Origin of the sequence: Halomonas getboli, from assembly GCF_023094245.1 — a bacterium.
GTDB classification, from domain to species: domain Bacteria; phylum Pseudomonadota; class Gammaproteobacteria; order Pseudomonadales; family Halomonadaceae; genus Halomonas; species Halomonas getboli.
The window spans coordinates 44,516-62,667 of sequence record NZ_JALMEW010000003.1 but is presented as its reverse complement, the minus strand read 5'-3'; the positions used below and the strand labels follow the sequence as shown (position 1 = coordinate 62,667).

The window sequence follows — 18,152 nt, the reverse complement described above, 5'->3', positions numbered from 1 at the left end:
GCGCATTCTATCAGCCGACATCGGCAACGCGTACGCACGCCGATTGGCGCCGGCACTCTCGCCGCGTCGACCAGTGTCCGACCGCCCACCAGATCAGGCTGGTGGTGACGATCGAAAGATAGCCGTCGACGGCATAGTGCCAGGCCAGATGCACCGAGCCGATCCCTATGCAGCCGACGAAGAGCAGGACGGGCACACGCAGCCACCAGCCGCTTCGCCAGGCATACAGCAGCATCAGCCAGGCCACGGAGACATGCATGCTGGGCATCGCCGAGATGCCGGAGCCCACGTCGAGCCCCTGGCGCGCATAGTCCTCCCAGAGCTTCGCCTGGGTCGATAACGCCCAGAGGGTATGCTGCGCATCGACGCGTTCCAGGTAGGCCATCAGCGGTGCATAGGGATCTTCCATAGCCGGCAGCACATGCGCCCAGTAGGCAGGCCCGGCCGAGGAGAGCCACGCCGCCAGCAGAGAGCCGTTGATGGCCCAGCAGAGCAGGAAGGCCACCAGAAAATGCTGTCTCCGGCGACCGGTTTCCCGGAAGACGACCCAGAACAGCAGGCCGAACATGACCAGAAACCATAGGTTGTAGACGATGTTGAGCGCGAAGGTGGTCCGGGGATGGCCCACCAGCGGCTGCAGCCATCGCCAGGGCGCCTGCCCGAGGTGCAGGGAGCGGTCGAGGACCATGAGGACGTGATCCAGGTGATACGGATGGATCACCGGAATCAACGTCTTGAACGACGACATGGCCGAGAACGTCAGCGACAGGATCAGCAGCAGCGCCACCGAGCGCACGGCCAGGCAGAGCCCCGCCACCCCCAGCGCTCCTCGGACCTGACGCAACAGGTGTCGCAGCGGAAACGCCGGCCGCACCCACACGCACAGGTGAACGAGATAGCCGATCCCGGTCAGCAGCCCGAAGAAGACTAGTAGCCGCAACAGCGTCTCGGGATAGATCAGGAAGGAAAAATCGTCTCCCCGGCCGATCAGCGCGGCGGCCGTCCAGGCCACCCCGATATAGGCCATCGCCGTCACATGAACGGGAGCGTCCTCGCGCACCCCGGCCAGTCCCGACCGCCATCCCAGCTGCAGCATCCGTTCCTCCCGACAACCCACGCCCGAACCTCCGCTCCCGATGACGGGCCGATCGTCTTGATTCATCCCGCGCCAGCGCCCCGGCGCGACCGATCGCCGCCGAATCGTGCAAGGCGTGGGAAACCCTTCCATGCCTCGCATGACGGCGCACCGGGCCGGGTGCTATGATCCTTGGCCAAAAGGACAATAGCAGCCCATATATCAACCGCACTACGAGGAACCCGGCTTGTCACATTTACCGGTGATCGTGGGCATGGGCGGCGTGAACCCCGCCGGCCGAGCCTCGGGGCATCAGGCGTTTCGCCGCACCGTGCTCGACGCCTTGCCCGACGACGTCCAAGCCCAGACCCTGCTCGGCCTGGCGGCCATGATGCGCCTGGCCAGCGCCCAGGCGGATGACGCCTGGCACGACGCCGATGGCAACCCCCTCGACGCCGCGGCCATCGTCGAGCAGACCCGCCAGCTCGTGCTCGACCATACCCTGATCCGTCGCAACGAAGACCCACGCTTCAACGCCGAAGGCCTGCCCGCCAATCGTCGCGCCAGCCTCGACCTCGAGGCGCCGATGATCTTCCGCGTGCGCCGCCGCCAGCTGCCCGACAGCCTGCCGCCCACCTGGCAGGTGCGCGAGCTCGACCGCAAGAATCTGGAAGTGACGGTGCCGGCCGGCGAGATGGACGTCATGTTCCCCGAGACCCGCCCGGCCCAGGTGCGTGCCGCCGGCCAGCTGCCCACCGGCTTCGAGCCCAGCCAGCTCTACCGCAGCGTGCACCACCCGCGCGGCCTGTCGATGGCGATCTTCGCCGCCAGCGACTGCCTGGGTGACAGCGGCCTGGCCTGGGAAGCCCTGCACGATCGGCTCGACCCCGACCAGGTCGCCGTCTATGCCGGCAACTCCATCGGCCAGCTCGACGACGACGGCTGGGGCGGGCTGCTCAAGAGCTTCGCCACCGGCAAGCGCGCCACCTCCAAGCAGATGCCGCTAGGCTACGGTCAGATGCCGGCCGACTTCCTCAACGCCTATGTGCTCGGCAGCGTGGGCAGCACCGGCGCGGCGCTCGGCGCCTGCGCCAGCTTCCTCTACAACCTGCGCCTGGGCGTCGACGACATCCGCGCCGGCCGCCGCCGGGTGGTGATGGTCGGCACTGCCGATGCGCCGATCACCCCCGAGATCATCGAGGGCTTCCGCACCATGGGCGCCCTGGCCGACGACGAGAGCCTCAAGGCGCTGGACGCCCTGGAGCTGCTCACCGATCTGGACTACCAGCGCGCCTGCCGCCCGTTCGCCCGCAACTGCGGCTTCACCATGGGCGAATCGAGTCAGTTCGTGATGCTGATGGACGACGCCCTGGCGCTGGAAGTCGGCGCCGAGGTGCTCGGCAGCGTGCCGGACGTGTTCGTCAACGCCGATGGCTGGAAGCGCTCGATCTCGGCCCCCGGCATCGGCAACTACATCACCCTCGGCAAGGCCGCCTCGCTGGTCCGTGACCTGCTCGGCGAGACCGCCCTGCGCGAGCGCACCTTCCTGCACGCCCACGGCACCAGCACACCGAAGAACCGCGAGACCGAGTCCCACGTCTTCGACATGGTCGCCCAGGCCCACGGCATCGAGGACTGGCCGGTGGTGGCGGTCAAGGCCTACGTCGGCCACTCCCAGGGCAGCGCCGCCGGCGACCAGCTGACCAGCGCCCTGGGCAGCTTCGCCCACGGCCTGCTGCCGGGCATCCCGACCCTGGATGCCACCCGGCCCGACGACCTGCACGATGCGCGCCTGCGGCTGTTCCGCGAGCCGCTGCGCTTCGCGGCCGACGCCAGCTTCATCAACGCCAAGGGCTTCGGCGGCAACAACGCCACCGGCGTGGTGCTCTCACCGGCCGTCACCGAGCGGCTGATGAGCGCCCGCCACGGCGAGCAGGCGATGAACGACTGGCGCAGCCGCCGCGAGGCCACCCGCCAGGCCGCCGCCGCCTATCATCGCGAGGCCGACCACGGCCGCTTCCAGCCGCGCTACCGCTTCGGCGAAGGCGTGCTGGAAGGCCCCGAACTCGAGGTCGGCGCGGACAGCATCCGCATTCCCGGCTATGCCAAGCCGGTCTCGCTGGCCGTGGACAACCCCTTCGGACACCTGGACGACGGAGAAGCGTGATGAACGTCGCCGTCTATCCCGGCACCTTCGACCCCATCACCAACGGCCACTTCGACCTGATCGAGCGCGCCTCGCGGCTGTTCGACAAGGTGGTGGTGGCCATCGCCACCAGCCCCGGCAAGGGGCCGACGCTGGATCTCGACACCCGAACCGCCCTGGCGCGCCGGGTGGTGGAGGGGCTCGACAACGTCGAGGTGACGGGCTTCTCGGGGCTGATGACCGAGTTCATGAAGCAGCAGCAGGCCCGCGTGCTGCTGCGCGGGCTCCGCGCGGTCTCGGACTTCGAGTACGAGCTGCAGCTGGCCAACATGAACCGCGCCCAGATGCCCGAGCTCGAGACGGTGTTCCTGACCCCGGAGGTGGAGAACTCCTACATCTCCTCGACCCTGGTGCGCGAGATCGCCCGGCTCGGCGGCGACGTCTCGAAGCACGTGCATCCCGAGGTCGCCGAAGCGCTGAAGCGCCATTACAATACCTGACCATGGAGCTCGGGCATGACGCCCGAGCCCGCCGGCCACGACTCCCGTGAGGTAACCCATGGCCCTGATGATCACCGACGAGTGCATCAACTGCGACGTCTGCGAACCCGAATGCCCCAACGGCGCCATCTCGCCGGGGGAAGAGATCTATGTCATCGACCCCGGTCTGTGCACCGAGTGCGTCGGCCACTACGACGAACCCCAGTGCCAGCAGGTCTGCCCGGTGGACTGCATCCCGCTCGACCCCGAGCGCAAGGAGAGCCAGGACCAGCTGATGGCGAAGTACGAGCGCATCACCGCCGCCTGACCCTCCCGTCACCACAGGCGCCGCGACGACGCCCCGCACAGCGCGGGGCGTCGTGTCTTGTGCCAGGTATCAGGCAGAGCGCTAGCGTTCGTCGCCGCGACGACTGACCTCGCAGCCCAGGCAGCGCCGGAAGGTCGCCTCGGCCGGCGTCTTGATCAGCGTTTCCGCGGCCTCGTCCACGTTGCCGCCCAGGGCGCTGAACGGCAGCGAGACCAGGAATACCGCCGCGCCCCCCACCGTGGCCACGGCCAGCAGCGGGCGAGCGAACACCGCATCCACCACCATGGCGCCGCCGCTGGGGCGCGCCTCGTCCTCCACGGCCAGCGCCGGCGGCGCGCTGACCAGCAGCCCCAACGCCAGCCCCAGGCCCCATCCGCTCAGTCGCCTCATCTTTCACCCCTCCTGTCGTGTCGGTTCGACGCGTCCGCCTTCGGCGGCTTTCCTGCGCGCCATCCTTCCAGCGTAGTCGGCCTGGCGATGCCGAGCCGCTTGCAGCGCTCGAGACCAGCCGCCATGATCCTCGCCTCAGCCACCGACCGGAGCCATCGTGACCGCGACTGCCCCCGCCTCGTCCGCCCGAGCCCCCCAACGCATCTGGGCCCTGGCCTGGCCGATCATCCTCTCCAACATCACGGTGCCGCTGCTCGGCCTGGTCGATACCGCCGTGGTCGGCCATCTGCCGGATTCCCGCTACCTGGCCGCGGTGACGCTCGGTGCCACCCTGTTCGGCTTCCTCTACTGGGGCTTCGGCTTCCTGCGCATGGGCACCACCGGGCTGACGTCTCAGGCGGCGGGCCGCGAGGACGATGAGTCGGTGAAGACCCTGCTCGGCCAGTCGCTGCTGCTGGCGGTACTGATCGGCGGCATGCTGATCCTGGCCGGCGATCCGCTGATCGCGCTCGGCCTCAGGCTCCTCGACGGCAGCCCCGAGGCCACCCGGCTTGCCGCGGAATACGCCGGCATCAGGCTGCTCTCGGCGCCGGCGGTGCTGGCCAACTACGCCATCCTCGGCTGGTTCCTGGGCCAGCAGAACTCGCGGGTGACTCTGGCGCTGCTAGTGCTGACCAATGGCGTCAACATCGCCCTGGATCTGGTGTTCGTGGTCGGCCTGGGCATGACCAGCGACGGCGTGGCCTGGGCCACGGTGATCGCCGACTACTCGGCGCTGGCCTTCGGCCTGTGGCGGATATGGCGCCAGCTCGACGGCCTCGGCGGGCGCTTCCGCCGCGCGCGGCTGCTGCGACTCTCGGCCTACGGCGAGCTGTTCCGGGTCAACGCCCAGCTGTTCGTGCGCACCCTGGGGCTGCTGTTCGCGATGGCCTTCTTCACCTCCCGCGGCGCCGCCCAGGGCGACACCGTGCTGGCAGCCAACGCCGTGCTGCTGCAGTTCATCATGCTGACCTCCTACGGCCTGGATGGCTTCGCCCACGCCGCCGAGGCGCTGACCGGCCGCGCGGTGGGCCGTTCCCGCTGGGACGAGTTCGGCGACTCGGTGCGCGCCGCGGCACGCTTCTCGCTGATCACCGCCGGGCTGGCCGCGCTGGCCTTCGCCATCGGCGGGCCCTGGCTGATCGCCCTGCTCACCGGCCTGCCGGAGGTGCGCGATACCGCCGGCGACTACCTGCCATGGATGGTCGCCATGCCGCTGATCGCGGTGTGGAGCTACCTGCTGGACGGGGTCTTCATTGGCACCACCGCCACCCGCGAGATGCGCAACAGCATCTTCATCGCCCTGGCGGTCTATCTGCCCGCCTGGTGGCTGAGTCGCAGCCTCGGCAACCACGGCCTGTGGCTGGCCTTCACCCTGTTCACCGCGGTGCGCTCGGGGGTTTTGATCGCCTATTACACTCATTACCGCCGCACGCGCTGGTCGGGCGCCAAAACTTAGACATTCGTCGATTTTGGCTATATTTCACCTTTACGTTGGCGTCAATTGACCCGAGGCTTGCCCTCACCGCCGCCACCGCGGCTTTTCACCTGCGAAAAGGTAACGTCATCATGCTGAAGGTAATCTCGCGCCCGGCCGTGAAGCTGGTCGAGCGCTATCTGCCCGATCCCTACATCTTCGTGCTGCTGCTGACCGTGATCGCCGCGGCAGCGGCCATCGCCGTGGAGCGCCAGACGCCGCTGGCGGTGCTGCGCTTCTGGGGCGACGGCTTCTGGAACCTGCTGACCTTCTCCATGCAGATGCTGCTGGTGCTGGTCACCGGCTTCATGCTGGCCAGTTCACCGCCCGTGAAGCGGCTGCTGCGGCGCCTGGCCGGCCTGGCCAACAACGCCGGCGCGGCCATCGTGCTGGTCACCCTGGTATCGCTGGCGGCCAGCTGGATCAACTGGGGCTTCGGCCTGGTGGTCGGGGCGCTGTTCGCCAAGGAGCTCGCCAAGCAGATCCGCGTCGACTACCGGCTGCTGGTGGCCAGCGCCTACTCGGGCTTCATCGTCTGGCACGGCGGCCTGGCCGGCTCGGTGCCGCTGACCATCGCCACCGAGGGCCACTTCGCCGTCGAGCAGATCGGCGTGATCGGCACCTCCGAGACCATCTTCTCGCTGTTCAACCTGGCGATCGTGCTGGCGCTATTCATCGCCGTGCCGCTGTTCAACCGCCTGATGCTGCCCGACGAGAAGGACAGCGTGTTCATCGATCCGAGCCTGCTCGAGGACGACGACGAGCAGCGCGTGCGCATCACCCGCCCGGCGGAACGCCTCGAGAACAGCATGACTCTGGCGTGGCTGGTCGGTATCCCCGGGCTGCTGTTCCTGGTCGATCACTTCGTGCTGCAGGGCGGCGGGCTCAACCTCAACGTGGTCAACTTCCTGTTCCTGTTCCTGGCCATCGTGCTGCACCGCACTCCGCGCAGCCTGCTCGAGAGCCTGCAGGAGGCGATCAAGGGCGGCGCCGGCATCGTCATCCAGTTCCCCTTCTACGCCGGCATCATGGCGATCATGGTGCAGTCGGGGCTGGCCGAGACGCTGTCCCAGGCGCTGGTCTCGCTGGCCACCGAGACCACATTGCCGTTCTGGACCTTCATCAGCGCCGGCATCGTCAACATCTTCGTGCCCTCCGGCGGCGGCCAGTGGGCCGTGCAGGCGCCGGTGATGCTGCCGGCCGCCGAGGCGCTGGGCGTCGACGTGCCGCGGGTCGCCATGGCCGTGGCCTGGGGCGACGCCTGGACCAACCTGCTGCAGCCGTTCTGGGCCCTGCCGGTGCTCGGCATCGCCGGCCTCAAGGCCAAGGACATCATGGGCTTCTGCCTGGTCCAGCTGCTGCTGACCGGCATTATCATCGCCCTCGGACTGACATTCCTCTAGACCTGGCAGGAAGAAGGGCGCCGGGGACCGGTCGCCCCATATCACCATCGACGCCTTGTCCCCATGGCGGGGGCAAGGCGTTATGCTGTGGGGACAATAGCCCCAAGGATCCCCTCTCGATGGACGAACACGCCCTTTCCGGCCAGCACGAGCTGACCATGACCGTGCTGATGACCCCCGACATGGCCAACTTCAGCGGCAAGGTGCACGGCGGCGCCATCCTCAAGAAGCTCGACGAGGTGGCCTACGCCTGTGCCAGCCGCTTCTCCGGCCACTACGTGGTGACCCTGTCGGTGGACCAGGTGCTGTTCAAGCAGCCGATCCACGTCGGCGAACTGGTGACCTTCCTGGCCAGCGTCAATCACGTGGGGCGCTCCTCCATGGAGATCGGCATCAAGGTGGTCGCCGAGGACATCCAGAACAAGCTGATCCGCCACACCAACAGCTGCTACCTGACCATGGTGGCGGTAGACGAGCACGGCAAGCCGGCCCGAGTGCCGGCGCTGGCCCTCGAGACCGATACCCAGAGACTGCGCTTCGAGAAGGCCGAGATGCGCAAGCAGCGGCGCAAGCAGGCCGAGGAAGAGGAGCGCCGTGCCCAGGTCGAGCACGGCGCCGGCTGAGGTCCTGGCGTCTTACGACGAGGACTGCTGGATGGCCTCGCCGCCCTCCTCGATATCCTGACCCACGCCGCGCACGGTGTTGCAGCCGGCGAGCAGGGACAGGGTGAAGAGGGCGGCGATCGTCAGCAGAAGGGTCCGTTTCATGTTAGCTCCTTTGGGGTAAGTCATCGGAACAGCCTGTGCCGATTCAATCTAGCAAACCCCGTGCGTTGAGCCAGCCCCCGTCAGGTCAACAGCAGCCGCAGCATGATCGCCACGATCACCGCCACGGTCAGCCACTTCACCCATAGCGCCCCGCGGGGGCTCATGTTGACCTTCACCGCCAGCCAGGCGCCGGTCATGCTGCCGGCGGCCAGCGCCAGGCCGTAGCCCCAGCGCACCTGGCCGTCATAGACGAACATGGCCAGCGCCGGCAGGGTGTAGACCAGCACGATCAGCACCTTGAAGACGTTGACCTGGGCCAGGTCGATCTTCAGCAGGCGGTAGAGCACCACGATGAACAGGATGCCCACCCCGACCTGGATGAAGCCGCCGTAGAGGCCGATGGCGAACATCGCCAGATAGACCGCCGGCGTCAGCCGCTCCGGCGTCAGCGGCCGGGTCTCGAGCGTCGGCTGCGGCAGCAGCATCAGCAGCGCCGACAGCGCCATCACCACCACCAGCACGGTCTCGAACAGGGCATCGCTCACGTCCAGCGCCAGCCGCGCCCCGAGCAGCGCGCCGAGCATCGCCGGCACCGCCAGGCGCAGGCTCAGGCCCAGGTGATGGGCGCCGGCGCGGAAGAAGTTGGCCACCGCCGACACGCTCTGCAGGGCGACCGACACCCGGTTGGTGCCGTTGGCGGCCTGGGGCGGCAGCCCCAGGAAGATCAACAGCGGCAGGGTCAGCATCGAGCCCCCCGCCGACAGCACGTTGATGAAGCCGGCCAGCCCGCCGATGGCGAACAGGGCCAGGAGCTCGAATGGCGTCATGATGGCATCCTTTCCGGTCGGTGACGCGCCCGGGGCATCGCCGGGCGCCGCGCTGTGCCATCATAGCGCCTTCACGCCCCCAGGATGCCACCAGGAGCCCCCATGACGGACGTCACGCTGGATCCCCGCCTGATCGAGGACACCCACCCGGTCACCGAGCTGCCGCTGTGCCAGCTGCGGCTGATGGACGACACCCGCTACCCCTGGCTGGTGCTGATTCCGCGCCATCCCGGCGCGGTCGAGGTGTTCGACCTGAGCGAGAACGATCAGCAGCAGCTGTGGCGCGAGGCCAGCCTGCTCGGTCGCGCCCTCAAGGAGACTCTCGGCGGCGACAAGCTCAACATCGCCACCCTCGGCAACCTGGTGCCGCAGCTGCACCTGCACGTGGTGCTGCGCCGCGAGGGCGACGACGCCTGGCCGGGACCGGTATGGGGGCAGGGCCAGGCCGAACCCTACGATCTCGACGGCCTGGCGGCGATGCGTGACCGCCTGCTGGCGATCGTCGATGGCATCGACGAACTGCGCGGCTCGTAAGGCCACACGCCTAGCGAGCCAGACGAGCGTTCAGCTCCGTCAGCAGCGGCTCGACCAGTGAAGGCGGCAGCGGCTGGCCGCCGCGCCAGGCGGTCATCGCCAGCCGGCTGTCTTCACCGCCGCCGTTCGTCTCGATCTCCAGCCGCAGGCGATAGCCGGGCCAGCGGGCGATCACCGCCTCCAGGCGCCCCAGCTCGGCGTCGGCGTGGAGAATCACGTACCCGCGCTCCATCAGCATCGACAGCGACGCCTCCAGCACCGTGGCCGGCGCCACCGAGACCGTGCGGGTAGCCGGTAAGGCCGGCGACGGCGTCGTCGCGCACCCTCCCAGGCCCGCCCCCAGCCACAGCGCCAGCAGCGCATTCCGTATCACGCCCGGACGTCTCATGAGGTTTCCCCCGAGTGACGGCGCATCGCCTCGTGCAGCTCGCGGCAGAAGGTATCGTCGCTGGCGGTACGCGACCGGCGCTGCTCGCCCCGCCAGTCGAACAGGCGAAGGTCCCGGGTCACCCGCACCGTCTGCTCGCCGACCACCACCGAGACCCGCTCGATCTCGGTGGCCTCGTCGTCGCGCAGGCCGAAGCCCACGCCGCCGCCGAACAGCACGCCGTGGCCGCCCGAGGCCCCCAGCAGGAAGATGTCAGGCTCGGGGGCACCGTGGTAGAAGGTGCGCCGGGAGCGCTCGGCGCTGACCAGCCCCAGCGTCGTCTCGGTGTGGCGGATCAGAAAGTCGTCGTCCTCCATCGCCGCCACCGCACCGGCCAGGGTGATCGGCGGCACGTCGTCGCCGCGCGGCCAGTGGCACGCCTCGGCGGGCGGCGGCTCGGCCACCGGCAGCTGCGACGGCAGCGCCTGACAGCCGGCCAGCCCCGCGAACAGGATGATTCCCAGTGGACGCCACATGAGCGAATTCTCCTCGACCTGCCTGGAGTCTAGCAGCGCCTCCCCCTTGAAAGCCGCCGACGACGCCACGATGTCATGGAACAGGGCTATGATGGCGATGCAGTAAATTAGCTTATCCCCCATGCTCTGCTCACGTACACTGCTGGCATACACCGGCAGTAAAGAGATCAAGGAGGCATCTACATGAGCGACACCAACAGCATCGGTCTGCATGAAGGCAGCGCCAGCCAGCTCGCCGAGCGGCTCAACGTCCTGCTGGCCAACTACCAGATCTTCTACATGAACGTGCGCGGCTATCACTGGAACGTGAAGGGTCAGCAGTTCTTCCAGCTGCACGAGAAGTTCGAGGAGCTCTACACCGATCTGCTGACCAAGGTCGACGAGGTCGCCGAGCGCATCCTGACCCTGGGCCACACCCCGGTGCACGCCTACAGCGACTACTTCAAGATCGCCAGCATCGAGGAAGACAAGGACGTGCACGACGGCCAGTCCTGCGTACGCGGCGTGCTTCAGGGCTACCAGCAGATGCTCGAGCTGCAGCGCGAGATCCTGTCCCTGGCCTCCGACGCCGACGACGAGGGCACCGCCGCCCAGGTCGGCGACTACATCCGCGAGCAGGAAAAGACCGTCTGGATGCTCAACGCCTACCTCGCTTGAGCACGCCTAGAGCCTCCTCACAAGAAGACGCCGCCCCATGGGGCGGCGTCTTTCGTTGGTCAGGAAATGATCAGGAAGGCTCGTCGCCCGACGCCTCGCCCTCGGCGGCGCGCACCAGCTCGTCGGGCAGCGGCTTCTTCATGCGCACGCCCAGCCGCTCCAGCTCGCGGGCCTGGGCCACCAGGCTGCCCTGCCCCTCGGAGAGCCGGTTGACCGCGCGACGATGGCTGTCGCCGGCGCGCTCCAGGTGGCGCCCCACCTCCTGCAGACTCTCCACCAGCCCGGAGAACTTGGTCAGCAGCCGCTCGGCGCGTTCGCCGATCAGCCGCGCGTTCTCGTTCTGGCGCTCCAGGCTCCACAGCCCGGCCACGGTGCGCAGGCTGGCCAGCAGCGTGGTCGGCGTGACCATCACCACCTGACGGTCGAAGGCCTCCTGGAACAGCGTCGGGTCGCGCTCGAAGGCCGCCGCGAAGGCCGGCTCCACCGCCACGAACAGGAACACGAAGTCCGGCGAGTGCAGGCCCGGCAAGGCGGGATAGTCCTTGACTGCGAGCCCACGCACGTGGGCGCGCAGCGAGCGCAGATGATCGCCCATGGCCGCCTCGCGCTCGGCCTCGTCCTCGGCGTTGACCACCCGGTTCCAGGCCACCAGCGAGACCTTGGCATCGACGATCAGGTGGCGCGACTCGGGCAGGTAGATCACGGCATCGGGGCGCTGCCGGCCGGCCTCGCCGTCGATCGACACCTCGCGGCGGTATTCGACGTCGCGGCGCAGGCCGCTGCGCTCCAGCACCGTCTCGAGGATCAGCTCGCCCCAGTTGCCCTGGGCCTTCTGATCGCCCTTGAGCGCCCGGGCGAGGGTGGCCGCCTCGTCGCCGAGCCGGGCGTTGAGCCCGGCCAGCTGATCGAGCTGGGCCTTGAGCGAGCCGCGCTCGCGCTGCTCCTGGCCGTGCAGCGTCTCCACCCGCTGGCGGAACTGCTCGACCTGCTCGCGGAACGGCTGAAGCAAGGCCTCCAGGCTTTCGCGGCTCTGGGCGCTGTAGGCCTGCTGGCGCTCCTCGAAGACCCGGCCGGCGAGCTGGTGGAACTCGTCCTTGAGCCGCTCCCGGGCCTCCTCCAGCAGCGCCAGCTGCTCGCGATGGCGCAGCGCCGTCTGCTCGCGCTCCGCCTCCAGCCGGGCCGAGCGCTCGCGCTGTTCGCCCAGCCGGTCGCGGGCCTCGGCGAGCGCCGCCTCGAGGCTTTCGAGACGCTCGCGGCAGCCATCGAGCTGGGCGTCGCTCTGGGTCAGCTCCTGCTCCAGCCGCGCGGCGGTATCCCGGCGCTCGGCCAGTTCGTCGCGCGTCTCGGACAGCTCGCGGTACGACTCATCCCGCTCGCGGCGCGTTTCGGCCAGCCGGCGCCGCTGGGCCAGCCCCCAGCCCACCGCCAGCAGCGCCAGCGCGCCGAGGGCGATCATCACGCCACCGCCGGTTCCCGCCATCTCATCGAGCATGCTGCCCTCCCTGATCACGCCCGTCGCAAACGCCGCACGCTCCCGCGCGGCGATATCGCCGTCACTATACTGGGAACATCGCTCGCCCGCCGAGGAGCCTCTCGATGCGCCGCTCGACGACCGCCCTGCTCGTCTCGCTCCTGCTGCCGTTCACACTGCCGACGCCAGCCATGGCGGACGACATCCGCCACGGGCCCGTGATCTACGGCACCGGCGACGCGCATCAGCACGGCCCGGTACACTACGGCAACGGCCCGGACGATCGGGAGGCACCGGGGCGCTATCGCACCCGTTCCTATCGCTCCCATTCCCGGGACGCCGAACCCGAACGGCGCGACGACGCGCCGCTGATCATTGTCGAGCCGCGGATCGAGCTGGAGCACCATCGACGCCGACCCCGTTCGCCTCTCAGGCGGTCTCCGCCGCCAGATCCTCGATCAGGGACTTGAGCAGCCCCCAGAACTCCTCCACCGAGGCCAGCTCGACCCGCTCGTCCGGCGAGTGGGCGCCGCGAATCAGCGGGCCGAAGGAAATCATCGACATGTCCGGATACTTGGCACCCAGGATGCCGCACTCGAGGCCGGCATGGATCACCTTGACCTCGGGATCGACGCCCAGCCGTGCGGCGTGCAGCGCGCGGAAGCGGGCCAGCAGCGGACTCTCGGGGTCCGGCGTCCAGCCCGGATAGGCGTTCTCGACCCGGGTGCGGGCGCCGATCAGGTCGAACAGCGCGCGGAAGCGATCGGCCAGGTCCTCGACCGCGCTGTCGCGCAGCGAGCGCACCAGGGCGCAGAGATGGAAGCGCCCCGCCTCCAGCGACACCACGCCCAGATTGTTGGAGGTCTCGACCACCCCGGGCACGGCCACGCTCATGCGCTCGACGCCGCAGGGCGCGGCGTGAAGCGCGGCCACCAGCAGCCGGCTGGCATCGCGGCTGAGCGCCTCGCCCTCGGGGGCCGGCACACGCTCGATCGCCAGCGCCAGGCCGTCGTCGGCGCCAGCCAGCTCGTCGCGCAGCGTGGCCTCCAGGCCCGGCAGCCGCTCGCGGGCGGCCTCGACGGCGTCGGCCGGCAGCGCCAGGGTGGCGAAGGCCTCCCGCGGCAGGGCGTTGCGCAGGGTGCCGCCGCGATAGTCGACCAGCCGCGCATCGAGCGACTCGAGGTCGCGCAGCACCCGCACCAGCAGGCGATTGGCGTTGCCGCGGCCCTTGTCGATGTCGATGCCGGAGTGGCCGCCGCGCAGGCCGGTGAGCGAGAGCCGCAGCGCGACTTCCTCGTCGCGCAGCGACGAGGTCGGCAGCTGGGCGTCGACCACCACATCGGCCCCGCCGGCGCAGCCGATGTAGACCTGGCCGCGATCCTCGGAGTCCAGATTGAGCAGCAGCCGGCCCTCCAGCCAGCCCTCGGCCAGGTTCAGCGCCCCGCCCATGGAGGATTCTTCCTCGAGGGTGAACAGCGCCTCCAGCGGGCCGTGAGTCAGGGTCTCGTCCTCGAGCACCGCCAGCGCCGCCGCCACGCCGAGGCCGTTGTCGGCACCCAAGGTGGTGTGGCGGGCGTGCAGCCAGCCATCCTCGACGTAGGTGTCGAGCGGGTCGCGGGTGAAGTCGTGGGGATGCTCGGCATTGGCCTGGGCCACCATGTCCAGATGGCCCTGCAGCACGATGCCCGGCGCGCCTTCATGGCCGGGGCTGGCCGGCTTGCGCAGCCGCAGGTTGCCGTAGGCGTCGCGGTCGTGAGCCAGGCCGCGCTCGTCGGCCCAGGCCTCGAGGAGGGCCACCAGGGCGGCCTCGTGCCCGGAGGGGCGCGGCGTGTTGCACAGGGTGCGGAAGTGGCGCCACAGGGGCGACGGCGAAAGCTGCTCGAGATGTGCGTTCATGATGCTTCTGTATCGCGGATGACCCGGGCACTCTACCCCTCGCCCGGGCCCGAGGAAAGCGCCGGCCCGGCCAGCAGGCGCGCCACCTTGTCGCGGCGCCAGGCGTCCACTTCCCGGCCACCGGAGAGTCCCAGCCGCGCGGCCAGCCAGGCCGTGTCGCGGCCCTGGAAGGCCCAGGCGGCCAGCGCCGCCAGATCAGCGTCCGTCTCGCCGCCCTCCTGCCGAGCAGCCCGAACGATCAGCGCCTGCAGCGCGGGCCGCGCCAGCGCCGGCTCGCGATGGCCGTGGGCCACGTCCTCCAGGTCGCGGCACGCGGCGGCGTCGAGCGGCCGGGGTTCGCCCTCGGCCAGCAGCGCCAGCGCCACCGCGGGATCGAGCGCCTTGAGCTCGAAGGCCAGCAGCGACGGCAGCAGCGCCTGGAAGCGGCCCGCCAGCCGTTCGGCCAGTGCCTCGCCGCCCTCGCCCGCCGGCGCCACCACCATCACCGCGTGCTCGCCGGTGGCCGCCTCCCGGGTCAGGCCGAGGCGCACCGTGCGAAAGCCCTGGGCGCGCCAGAAGGCCAGCAGGCCCGGCTCGGCGCCGAAGCTCGCCCCCAGCAATTCGATACCGGCCTCGCGGGCCGCCTCGCGCTCCCGCGCCAGCAGTTCGCGCCCCAGCCCGCGGCGACGCGCGGCGGGATGCACGGCGATGCGCAGCACCCGGCGCAGGCGGCCGGTCAGCGCCTCCCGCGAGCCGGCGTGGGCGGCCAGCGACTGGGCCATCAGGTGACCGCGGGGCCGGCGCTCGCCTCGCGCCACCCGCTCGGCCAAGTCAGCACCGAAGCCGCCCTCGTCGGCCATCACCGCTACGGCCGCGGGACCGGCGGCATCGCCCAGGGTGGCGAGCCGTGTGTCGGGGCCGTCCAGCAGATGACGCAGATCGCTCGGCGTGGTGCGGTAGTGGGCCTGCACCAGCAGGCCGAACAGCGCCCGCAGGCGCGGCTCGTCACGGGCCAGCGCATCCAACGACTCGACCCGCCAGTCGACCGACGTCGCCGAGGCGGCGTCATGGGGCGCGACCGGCTCGGCGTCGAGCATCAGCAGCCTTGAGGTCAGCGCCTCCAGCGGGTCGTCCTCGGCCCAGCGGATCGGCGCGGACAAGTGGAACTCGCGCCACTCCGGCGTCAGGCGCTCCAGCCGCGCACGGAAGCGCAGCGCGAAGCCGCGCCCGGCGCCCTCGTAGCCGTGCACGGTGGTGGCGAAGGCGATGCGCGGGAAGGCTTCCAACCACTGGCCGAGCAGCCCGGCGGGAATCGCCGCGGCCTCGTCGACCAGCAGCCAGGTGCCGGCGCCGCCGGCTTCCCCGCGCTCGACCCGGGCGCTGAGTTCGTCCGGCGCCAGAAACACGACGCGCCCGCCGGCATCCGCGAAGCGATGCCCCTGGCGCCGGCCCTCGGGACGCAGCGCGGCGAGCCGCTCGAACAGCCCCGCCACCGCCGCGGGGCGCGGCGCGGTGACGAGGATCTCCAACGCGCCGCCGTCTTGCTGTGCCTTCGCCAGCAGCCGGGCACAGGCGATGCCGAGGGCGGCGGTCTTGCCGCGGCCGCGGTCGGCGGTGAGCACCAGCGGCCGGCGCCGGCGCAGCTTGACCAGCCGCGACACCGCCTCGGCCTGATCGGCGGTCAGGCAGTCGCCATCGTCGGGTATCGGGGCCGGCGCCGCGGCCTCGGGCCAGTCGGGCAGCGTCGGCGCGCCCTCGGCGGGCCAGCGGATCGTCCGCGGCGACGCCTCCAGCAGGCGGGCCTGCCGCGCCAGATAGTGCGCCGAGAGCGCCTCGGCCGCATGCGGGTGGGCGGCGAGCCGGGCGTAGTCGGCGTCGGGGCGCACGCCCCAGTCGGCGGGCGTCAGCAGCACCAGTAGCCCGCCGGCGCGCAGGGTGCCGGAGAGCGCGCCGAAGGCGTCGGGGTCGAAGCCGGCGCCGGGCGACAGCGCGTCGAAGACGATCAGGTCGTGCTCGCCGCCGAGCCGGGTACGCGCCTTGGCGGCGGGCAGCCAGGTCTCGGCAGCGATGCCTTCGGGCGGCTCGGGGCCGACCCACAGCGGCGCCGTCACGTCCAGGGCGTGCCAGAGTGCCAGTCCGCGTTCGCGGACGCTCTCGATGTCGCCGGTCAGCCATACCAGGCCCCGCCAGCGGCGTTCGGTCAGACGCTCCTGGCAGGCCAGCAGCTCGGCGGGCACGGAAGCTTCCATCGGCGCTCTCTCTTCAAAAATCGTCTAATGGTTTACATCGCTGAACTTTGGTCTAAGCGGGTGACGCCCTTTCAACGCCCACCCGTCCTTCGGCAATGCAGCATGCCGGTCATACTCTTGTTTTATACAACTGAAATTCAAGGGTTTTTCTCTACAGGAATGTCGGCGAGGCCGACTCTCGCGACCGGCACTACGACGTTCGGAGGCCTTCTCCCTGCCCCAGCGGCCCATGCTAGCTTGTTTTCAGAGTCGTCTCGCCGGCGCGGGCGCCGGTGCGGGACGACCGCGCCTTTATCGCACTGCAACATCCCCACAATCAGAACAACCCTCGGGAGAGAATCGCCATGAAGCCGACGCGTTTTGCCCTGACCGGCCTGGCTGCCGGCATCGCCCTGGCCGGCATGACCACCGCCGCCCAGGCCCAGGAATCCTGGACCATGACCACCACCTGGCCGGACAACCTCGACCTGATCCAGATCGACCGCCACTGGGCCGAGCTGGTCAATCAGCTGGCCGGCGACGAGCTGAAGATCGAATTCTACGCCGGCGGCACCCTGATGCCCGGCACCGAGGTGTTCGACGCCACCGAGACCGGCAGCATCCAGGCCGCCGGCGACTGGCCGGGCTACTGGGCCGGCCGCAGCCCGGCGTTCTCGCCGCTGGCCACCACCACCAGCCTGTTCAACGGCGTGGACTACCTGAACTGGATCAACCAGTGGGGCGGCTTCGATCTCTATCAGGAGGTCTACGGCCAGTACAACATGGTCTATCTGCCCTACGGCATCACCAACAACGAGTCCGGCTTCCGCGGCGGCACGCCGATCGAGAGCCTCGCCGACCTGGAAGGCAAGCGCCTGCGCCTCTCCGGCCGCGACCAGGGGCGCGTGCTGGAAGAGCTCGGCGGCTCCCAGGTCACCCTGGCCGGCGGCGAGATCTACCAGGCCATCGAGCGCGGCGTGGTCGACGGTGCCGAGTTCTCGACCCCGGGCGTGGACTACAAGGCCGGCTTCTCCGAGGTCGCCGACTACTGGCTGACCCCGGGCTGGCACCAGTCGGCCAGCGTGTTCGGCGTGATGATCAACAAGGACGCCTGGGACGCGCTCTCGGAGGAGACCCAACAGACCCTGAAGACCGCCGCCGAGGCCACCATGGCCTGGTCGCTGGCCTGGTCCGAGAAGCAGTCCACCGAGGGCACCGCCAAGTTCCTCGAGGATGGCACCACCATCAACCAGCTGTCCGAGGAAGACCTGGCCAAGATCCAGGACATCACCAACGAGGTGATCGTGCAGGGCGCCTGCGAGGACCCGATGCACGCCAAGATCTATCACTCGATGATCAGCTATCTGCAGGACTACGCCCAGTGGCGTGACGTCTCGGTGCCCTTCAACATGAGCCGGGTCACCGACAATCTGCCCTCCCTCGAGGAGATCGAGGCCTGCATGAACCCGTAAACGGTTCACGGCCCGAACTCCCTTACCGGCCGGCGGCGCATCTGAGGCCGCCGGCTTTGTCCGTTATCCGAGGAGGCTCTC

At 69.7% G+C, this 18,152-nt stretch carries 19 protein-coding genes; 10 read left to right on the top strand and 9 right to left on the bottom strand.

Annotation, left to right across the window (positions count from 1 at the left end; all coding sequences use genetic code 11):
* Window positions 1-10: 10 nt before the first annotated feature.
* Complete coding sequence (locus MYL53_RS07740) at window positions 11-1,096, bottom strand: phosphatase PAP2 family protein (protein ID WP_247853054.1); 1,086 nt, start codon at window positions 1,094-1,096, stop codon at window positions 11-13.
* Between the two features lie 253 nt (window positions 1,097-1,349).
* On the opposite strand from MYL53_RS07740, the gene MYL53_RS07735 reads away from it, so the two are divergent.
* From MYL53_RS07735 to MYL53_RS07725, 3 genes are read left to right on the top strand one after another with little or no spacing between them, the layout of a single operon-like run.
* Window positions 1,350-3,242 carry a beta-ketoacyl synthase gene (locus tag MYL53_RS07735; RefSeq protein WP_247853530.1) on the top strand — a complete coding sequence of 631 codons (1,893 nt, stop codon included), beginning with the start codon at window positions 1,350-1,352 and terminating at the stop codon, window positions 3,240-3,242.
* Window positions 3,242-3,721, top strand: coding sequence for a pantetheine-phosphate adenylyltransferase (gene coaD / locus MYL53_RS07730; RefSeq protein ID WP_247853053.1), 480 nt, complete (start codon window positions 3,242-3,244; stop codon window positions 3,719-3,721). The genes MYL53_RS07735 and coaD overlap by 1 nt, the downstream gene beginning before the upstream one ends.
* A 58-nt stretch (window positions 3,722-3,779) precedes the next feature.
* Window positions 3,780-4,028, top strand: coding sequence for a YfhL family 4Fe-4S dicluster ferredoxin (locus tag MYL53_RS07725; RefSeq protein WP_016855261.1), 249 nt, complete (start codon window positions 3,780-3,782; stop codon window positions 4,026-4,028).
* Window positions 4,029-4,109: 81 nt separating this feature from the next.
* Here MYL53_RS07725 and MYL53_RS07720 read toward each other — a convergent pair whose 3' ends face one another.
* Window positions 4,110-4,418 (bottom strand): hypothetical protein, encoded by a 309-nt coding sequence (locus tag MYL53_RS07720; RefSeq protein ID WP_247853052.1) that lies wholly within the window; start codon window positions 4,416-4,418, stop codon window positions 4,110-4,112.
* A gap of 157 nt (window positions 4,419-4,575) precedes the next feature.
* Between MYL53_RS07720 and MYL53_RS07715 the strand changes: the two genes are divergently transcribed.
* The 3 genes from MYL53_RS07715 (at window position 4,576) to MYL53_RS07705 (ending at window position 7,960) form a co-directional block, all read left to right on the top strand.
* Window positions 4,576-5,916 carry an MATE family efflux transporter gene (locus MYL53_RS07715; protein ID WP_247853051.1) on the top strand — a complete coding sequence of 447 codons (1,341 nt, stop codon included), beginning with the start codon at window positions 4,576-4,578 and terminating at the stop codon, window positions 5,914-5,916.
* Window positions 5,917-6,026: 110 nt separating this feature from the next.
* A complete protein-coding gene (locus MYL53_RS07710) occupies window positions 6,027-7,337 on the top strand; it encodes a short-chain fatty acid transporter (protein ID WP_247853050.1) in 1,311 nt (436 codons plus the stop codon).
* A gap of 119 nt (window positions 7,338-7,456) precedes the next feature.
* The gene (locus tag MYL53_RS07705) at window positions 7,457-7,960 is read left to right on the top strand and encodes an acyl-CoA thioesterase (protein WP_247853049.1); all 504 of its coding nucleotides are present in this window, start codon (window positions 7,457-7,459) and stop codon (window positions 7,958-7,960) included.
* Window positions 7,961-7,972: 12 nt separating this feature from the next.
* On the opposite strand, the gene MYL53_RS07700 is transcribed toward MYL53_RS07705, so the two are convergent.
* Together MYL53_RS07700 and MYL53_RS07695 are read right to left on the bottom strand one after the other, a co-directional pair.
* Window positions 7,973-8,104, bottom strand: coding sequence for an entericidin A/B family lipoprotein (locus MYL53_RS07700; RefSeq protein ID WP_247853048.1), 132 nt, complete (start codon window positions 8,102-8,104; stop codon window positions 7,973-7,975).
* A gap of 80 nt (window positions 8,105-8,184) precedes the next feature.
* Window positions 8,185-8,931 (bottom strand): sulfite exporter TauE/SafE family protein, encoded by a 747-nt coding sequence (locus tag MYL53_RS07695; protein WP_247853047.1) that lies wholly within the window; start codon window positions 8,929-8,931, stop codon window positions 8,185-8,187.
* Window positions 8,932-9,033: 102 nt separating this feature from the next.
* Between MYL53_RS07695 and MYL53_RS07690 the strand changes: the two genes are divergently transcribed.
* A complete protein-coding gene (locus MYL53_RS07690) occupies window positions 9,034-9,465 on the top strand; it encodes an HIT domain-containing protein (protein WP_247853046.1) in 432 nt (143 codons plus the stop codon).
* A gap of 10 nt (window positions 9,466-9,475) precedes the next feature.
* Here the strand turns inward: MYL53_RS07690 and MYL53_RS07685 are convergent, their stop codons facing one another.
* Window positions 9,476-9,853, bottom strand: coding sequence for a hypothetical protein (locus MYL53_RS07685; RefSeq protein ID WP_247853045.1), 378 nt, complete (start codon window positions 9,851-9,853; stop codon window positions 9,476-9,478).
* Entirely contained in the window at window positions 9,850-10,368 is a 519-nt protein-coding gene (locus tag MYL53_RS07680; RefSeq protein WP_247853044.1) for a hypothetical protein, read from the bottom strand. The genes MYL53_RS07685 and MYL53_RS07680 overlap by 4 nt, the downstream gene beginning before the upstream one ends.
* Window positions 10,369-10,551: 183 nt before the next feature.
* Between MYL53_RS07680 and MYL53_RS07675 the strand changes: the two genes are divergently transcribed.
* Window positions 10,552-11,025: a Dps family protein gene (locus MYL53_RS07675; RefSeq protein WP_247853043.1), complete on the top strand. Its 474-nt coding sequence runs from the start codon at window positions 10,552-10,554 to the stop codon at window positions 11,023-11,025.
* A gap of 70 nt (window positions 11,026-11,095) precedes the next feature.
* On the opposite strand, the gene MYL53_RS07670 is transcribed toward MYL53_RS07675, so the two are convergent.
* Window positions 11,096-12,517: a DNA recombination protein RmuC gene (locus MYL53_RS07670; RefSeq protein WP_247853042.1), complete on the bottom strand. Its 1,422-nt coding sequence runs from the start codon at window positions 12,515-12,517 to the stop codon at window positions 11,096-11,098.
* 104 nt (window positions 12,518-12,621) lie between these two features.
* Here MYL53_RS07670 and MYL53_RS07665 point away from each other — a divergent pair, with 104 nt between their 5' ends.
* Window positions 12,622-12,966 (top strand): hypothetical protein, encoded by a 345-nt coding sequence (locus MYL53_RS07665; protein ID WP_247853041.1) that lies wholly within the window; start codon window positions 12,622-12,624, stop codon window positions 12,964-12,966.
* On the opposite strand, the gene MYL53_RS07660 is transcribed toward MYL53_RS07665, so the two are convergent.
* Together MYL53_RS07660 and MYL53_RS07655 are read right to left on the bottom strand one after the other, a co-directional pair.
* Window positions 12,926-14,392: an aminoacyl-histidine dipeptidase gene (locus MYL53_RS07660; protein ID WP_247853040.1), complete on the bottom strand. Its 1,467-nt coding sequence runs from the start codon at window positions 14,390-14,392 to the stop codon at window positions 12,926-12,928. The genes MYL53_RS07665 and MYL53_RS07660 overlap by 41 nt on opposite strands.
* Window positions 14,393-14,424: 32 nt before the next feature.
* Window positions 14,425-16,620: a tRNA(Met) cytidine acetyltransferase TmcA gene (locus tag MYL53_RS07655; RefSeq protein ID WP_247853039.1), complete on the bottom strand. Its 2,196-nt coding sequence runs from the start codon at window positions 16,618-16,620 to the stop codon at window positions 14,425-14,427.
* A gap of 344 nt (window positions 16,621-16,964) precedes the next feature.
* On the opposite strand from MYL53_RS07655, the gene dctP reads away from it, so the two are divergent.
* On the top strand, window positions 16,965-18,071 hold the full coding sequence (gene dctP / locus MYL53_RS07650) for a TRAP transporter substrate-binding protein DctP (protein WP_247853038.1): 1,107 nt from the start codon (window positions 16,965-16,967) through the stop codon (window positions 18,069-18,071).
* Window positions 18,072-18,152: the final 81 nt, after the last annotated feature.

Excerpts from the sequence above, each read along its gene's own strand:
- MYL53_RS07740 (WP_247853054.1), bottom strand. The coding sequence starts at position 1,096 with ATGCTGCAGCTGGGATGGCGGTCGGGACTGGCCGGGGTGCGCGAGGAC.
- MYL53_RS07735 (WP_247853530.1), top strand. The coding sequence starts at position 1,350 with ATGGGCGGCGTGAACCCCGCCGGCCGAGCCTCGGGGCATCAGGCGTTT.
- coaD (WP_247853053.1), top strand. The coding sequence starts at position 3,242 with ATGAACGTCGCCGTCTATCCCGGCACCTTCGACCCCATCACCAACGGC.
- MYL53_RS07725 (WP_016855261.1), top strand. The coding sequence starts at position 3,780 with ATGGCCCTGATGATCACCGACGAGTGCATCAACTGCGACGTCTGCGAA.
- MYL53_RS07720 (WP_247853052.1), bottom strand. The coding sequence starts at position 4,418 with ATGAGGCGACTGAGCGGATGGGGCCTGGGGCTGGCGTTGGGGCTGCTG.
- MYL53_RS07710 (WP_247853050.1), top strand. The coding sequence starts at position 6,027 with ATGCTGAAGGTAATCTCGCGCCCGGCCGTGAAGCTGGTCGAGCGCTAT.
- MYL53_RS07705 (WP_247853049.1), top strand. The coding sequence starts at position 7,457 with ATGGACGAACACGCCCTTTCCGGCCAGCACGAGCTGACCATGACCGTG.
- MYL53_RS07700 (WP_247853048.1), bottom strand. The coding sequence starts at position 8,104 with ATGAAACGGACCCTTCTGCTGACGATCGCCGCCCTCTTCACCCTGTCC.
- MYL53_RS07695 (WP_247853047.1), bottom strand. The coding sequence starts at position 8,931 with ATGACGCCATTCGAGCTCCTGGCCCTGTTCGCCATCGGCGGGCTGGCC.
- MYL53_RS07690 (WP_247853046.1), top strand. The coding sequence starts at position 9,034 with ATGACGGACGTCACGCTGGATCCCCGCCTGATCGAGGACACCCACCCG.
- MYL53_RS07685 (WP_247853045.1), bottom strand. The coding sequence starts at position 9,853 with ATGAGACGTCCGGGCGTGATACGGAATGCGCTGCTGGCGCTGTGGCTG.
- MYL53_RS07680 (WP_247853044.1), bottom strand. The coding sequence starts at position 10,368 with ATGTGGCGTCCACTGGGAATCATCCTGTTCGCGGGGCTGGCCGGCTGT.
- MYL53_RS07675 (WP_247853043.1), top strand. The coding sequence starts at position 10,552 with ATGAGCGACACCAACAGCATCGGTCTGCATGAAGGCAGCGCCAGCCAG.
- MYL53_RS07670 (WP_247853042.1), bottom strand. The coding sequence starts at position 12,517 with ATGCTCGATGAGATGGCGGGAACCGGCGGTGGCGTGATGATCGCCCTC.
- MYL53_RS07665 (WP_247853041.1), top strand. The coding sequence starts at position 12,622 with ATGCGCCGCTCGACGACCGCCCTGCTCGTCTCGCTCCTGCTGCCGTTC.
- MYL53_RS07660 (WP_247853040.1), bottom strand. The coding sequence starts at position 14,392 with ATGAACGCACATCTCGAGCAGCTTTCGCCGTCGCCCCTGTGGCGCCAC.
- MYL53_RS07655 (WP_247853039.1), bottom strand. The coding sequence starts at position 16,620 with ATGGAAGCTTCCGTGCCCGCCGAGCTGCTGGCCTGCCAGGAGCGTCTG.
- dctP (WP_247853038.1), top strand. The coding sequence starts at position 16,965 with ATGAAGCCGACGCGTTTTGCCCTGACCGGCCTGGCTGCCGGCATCGCC.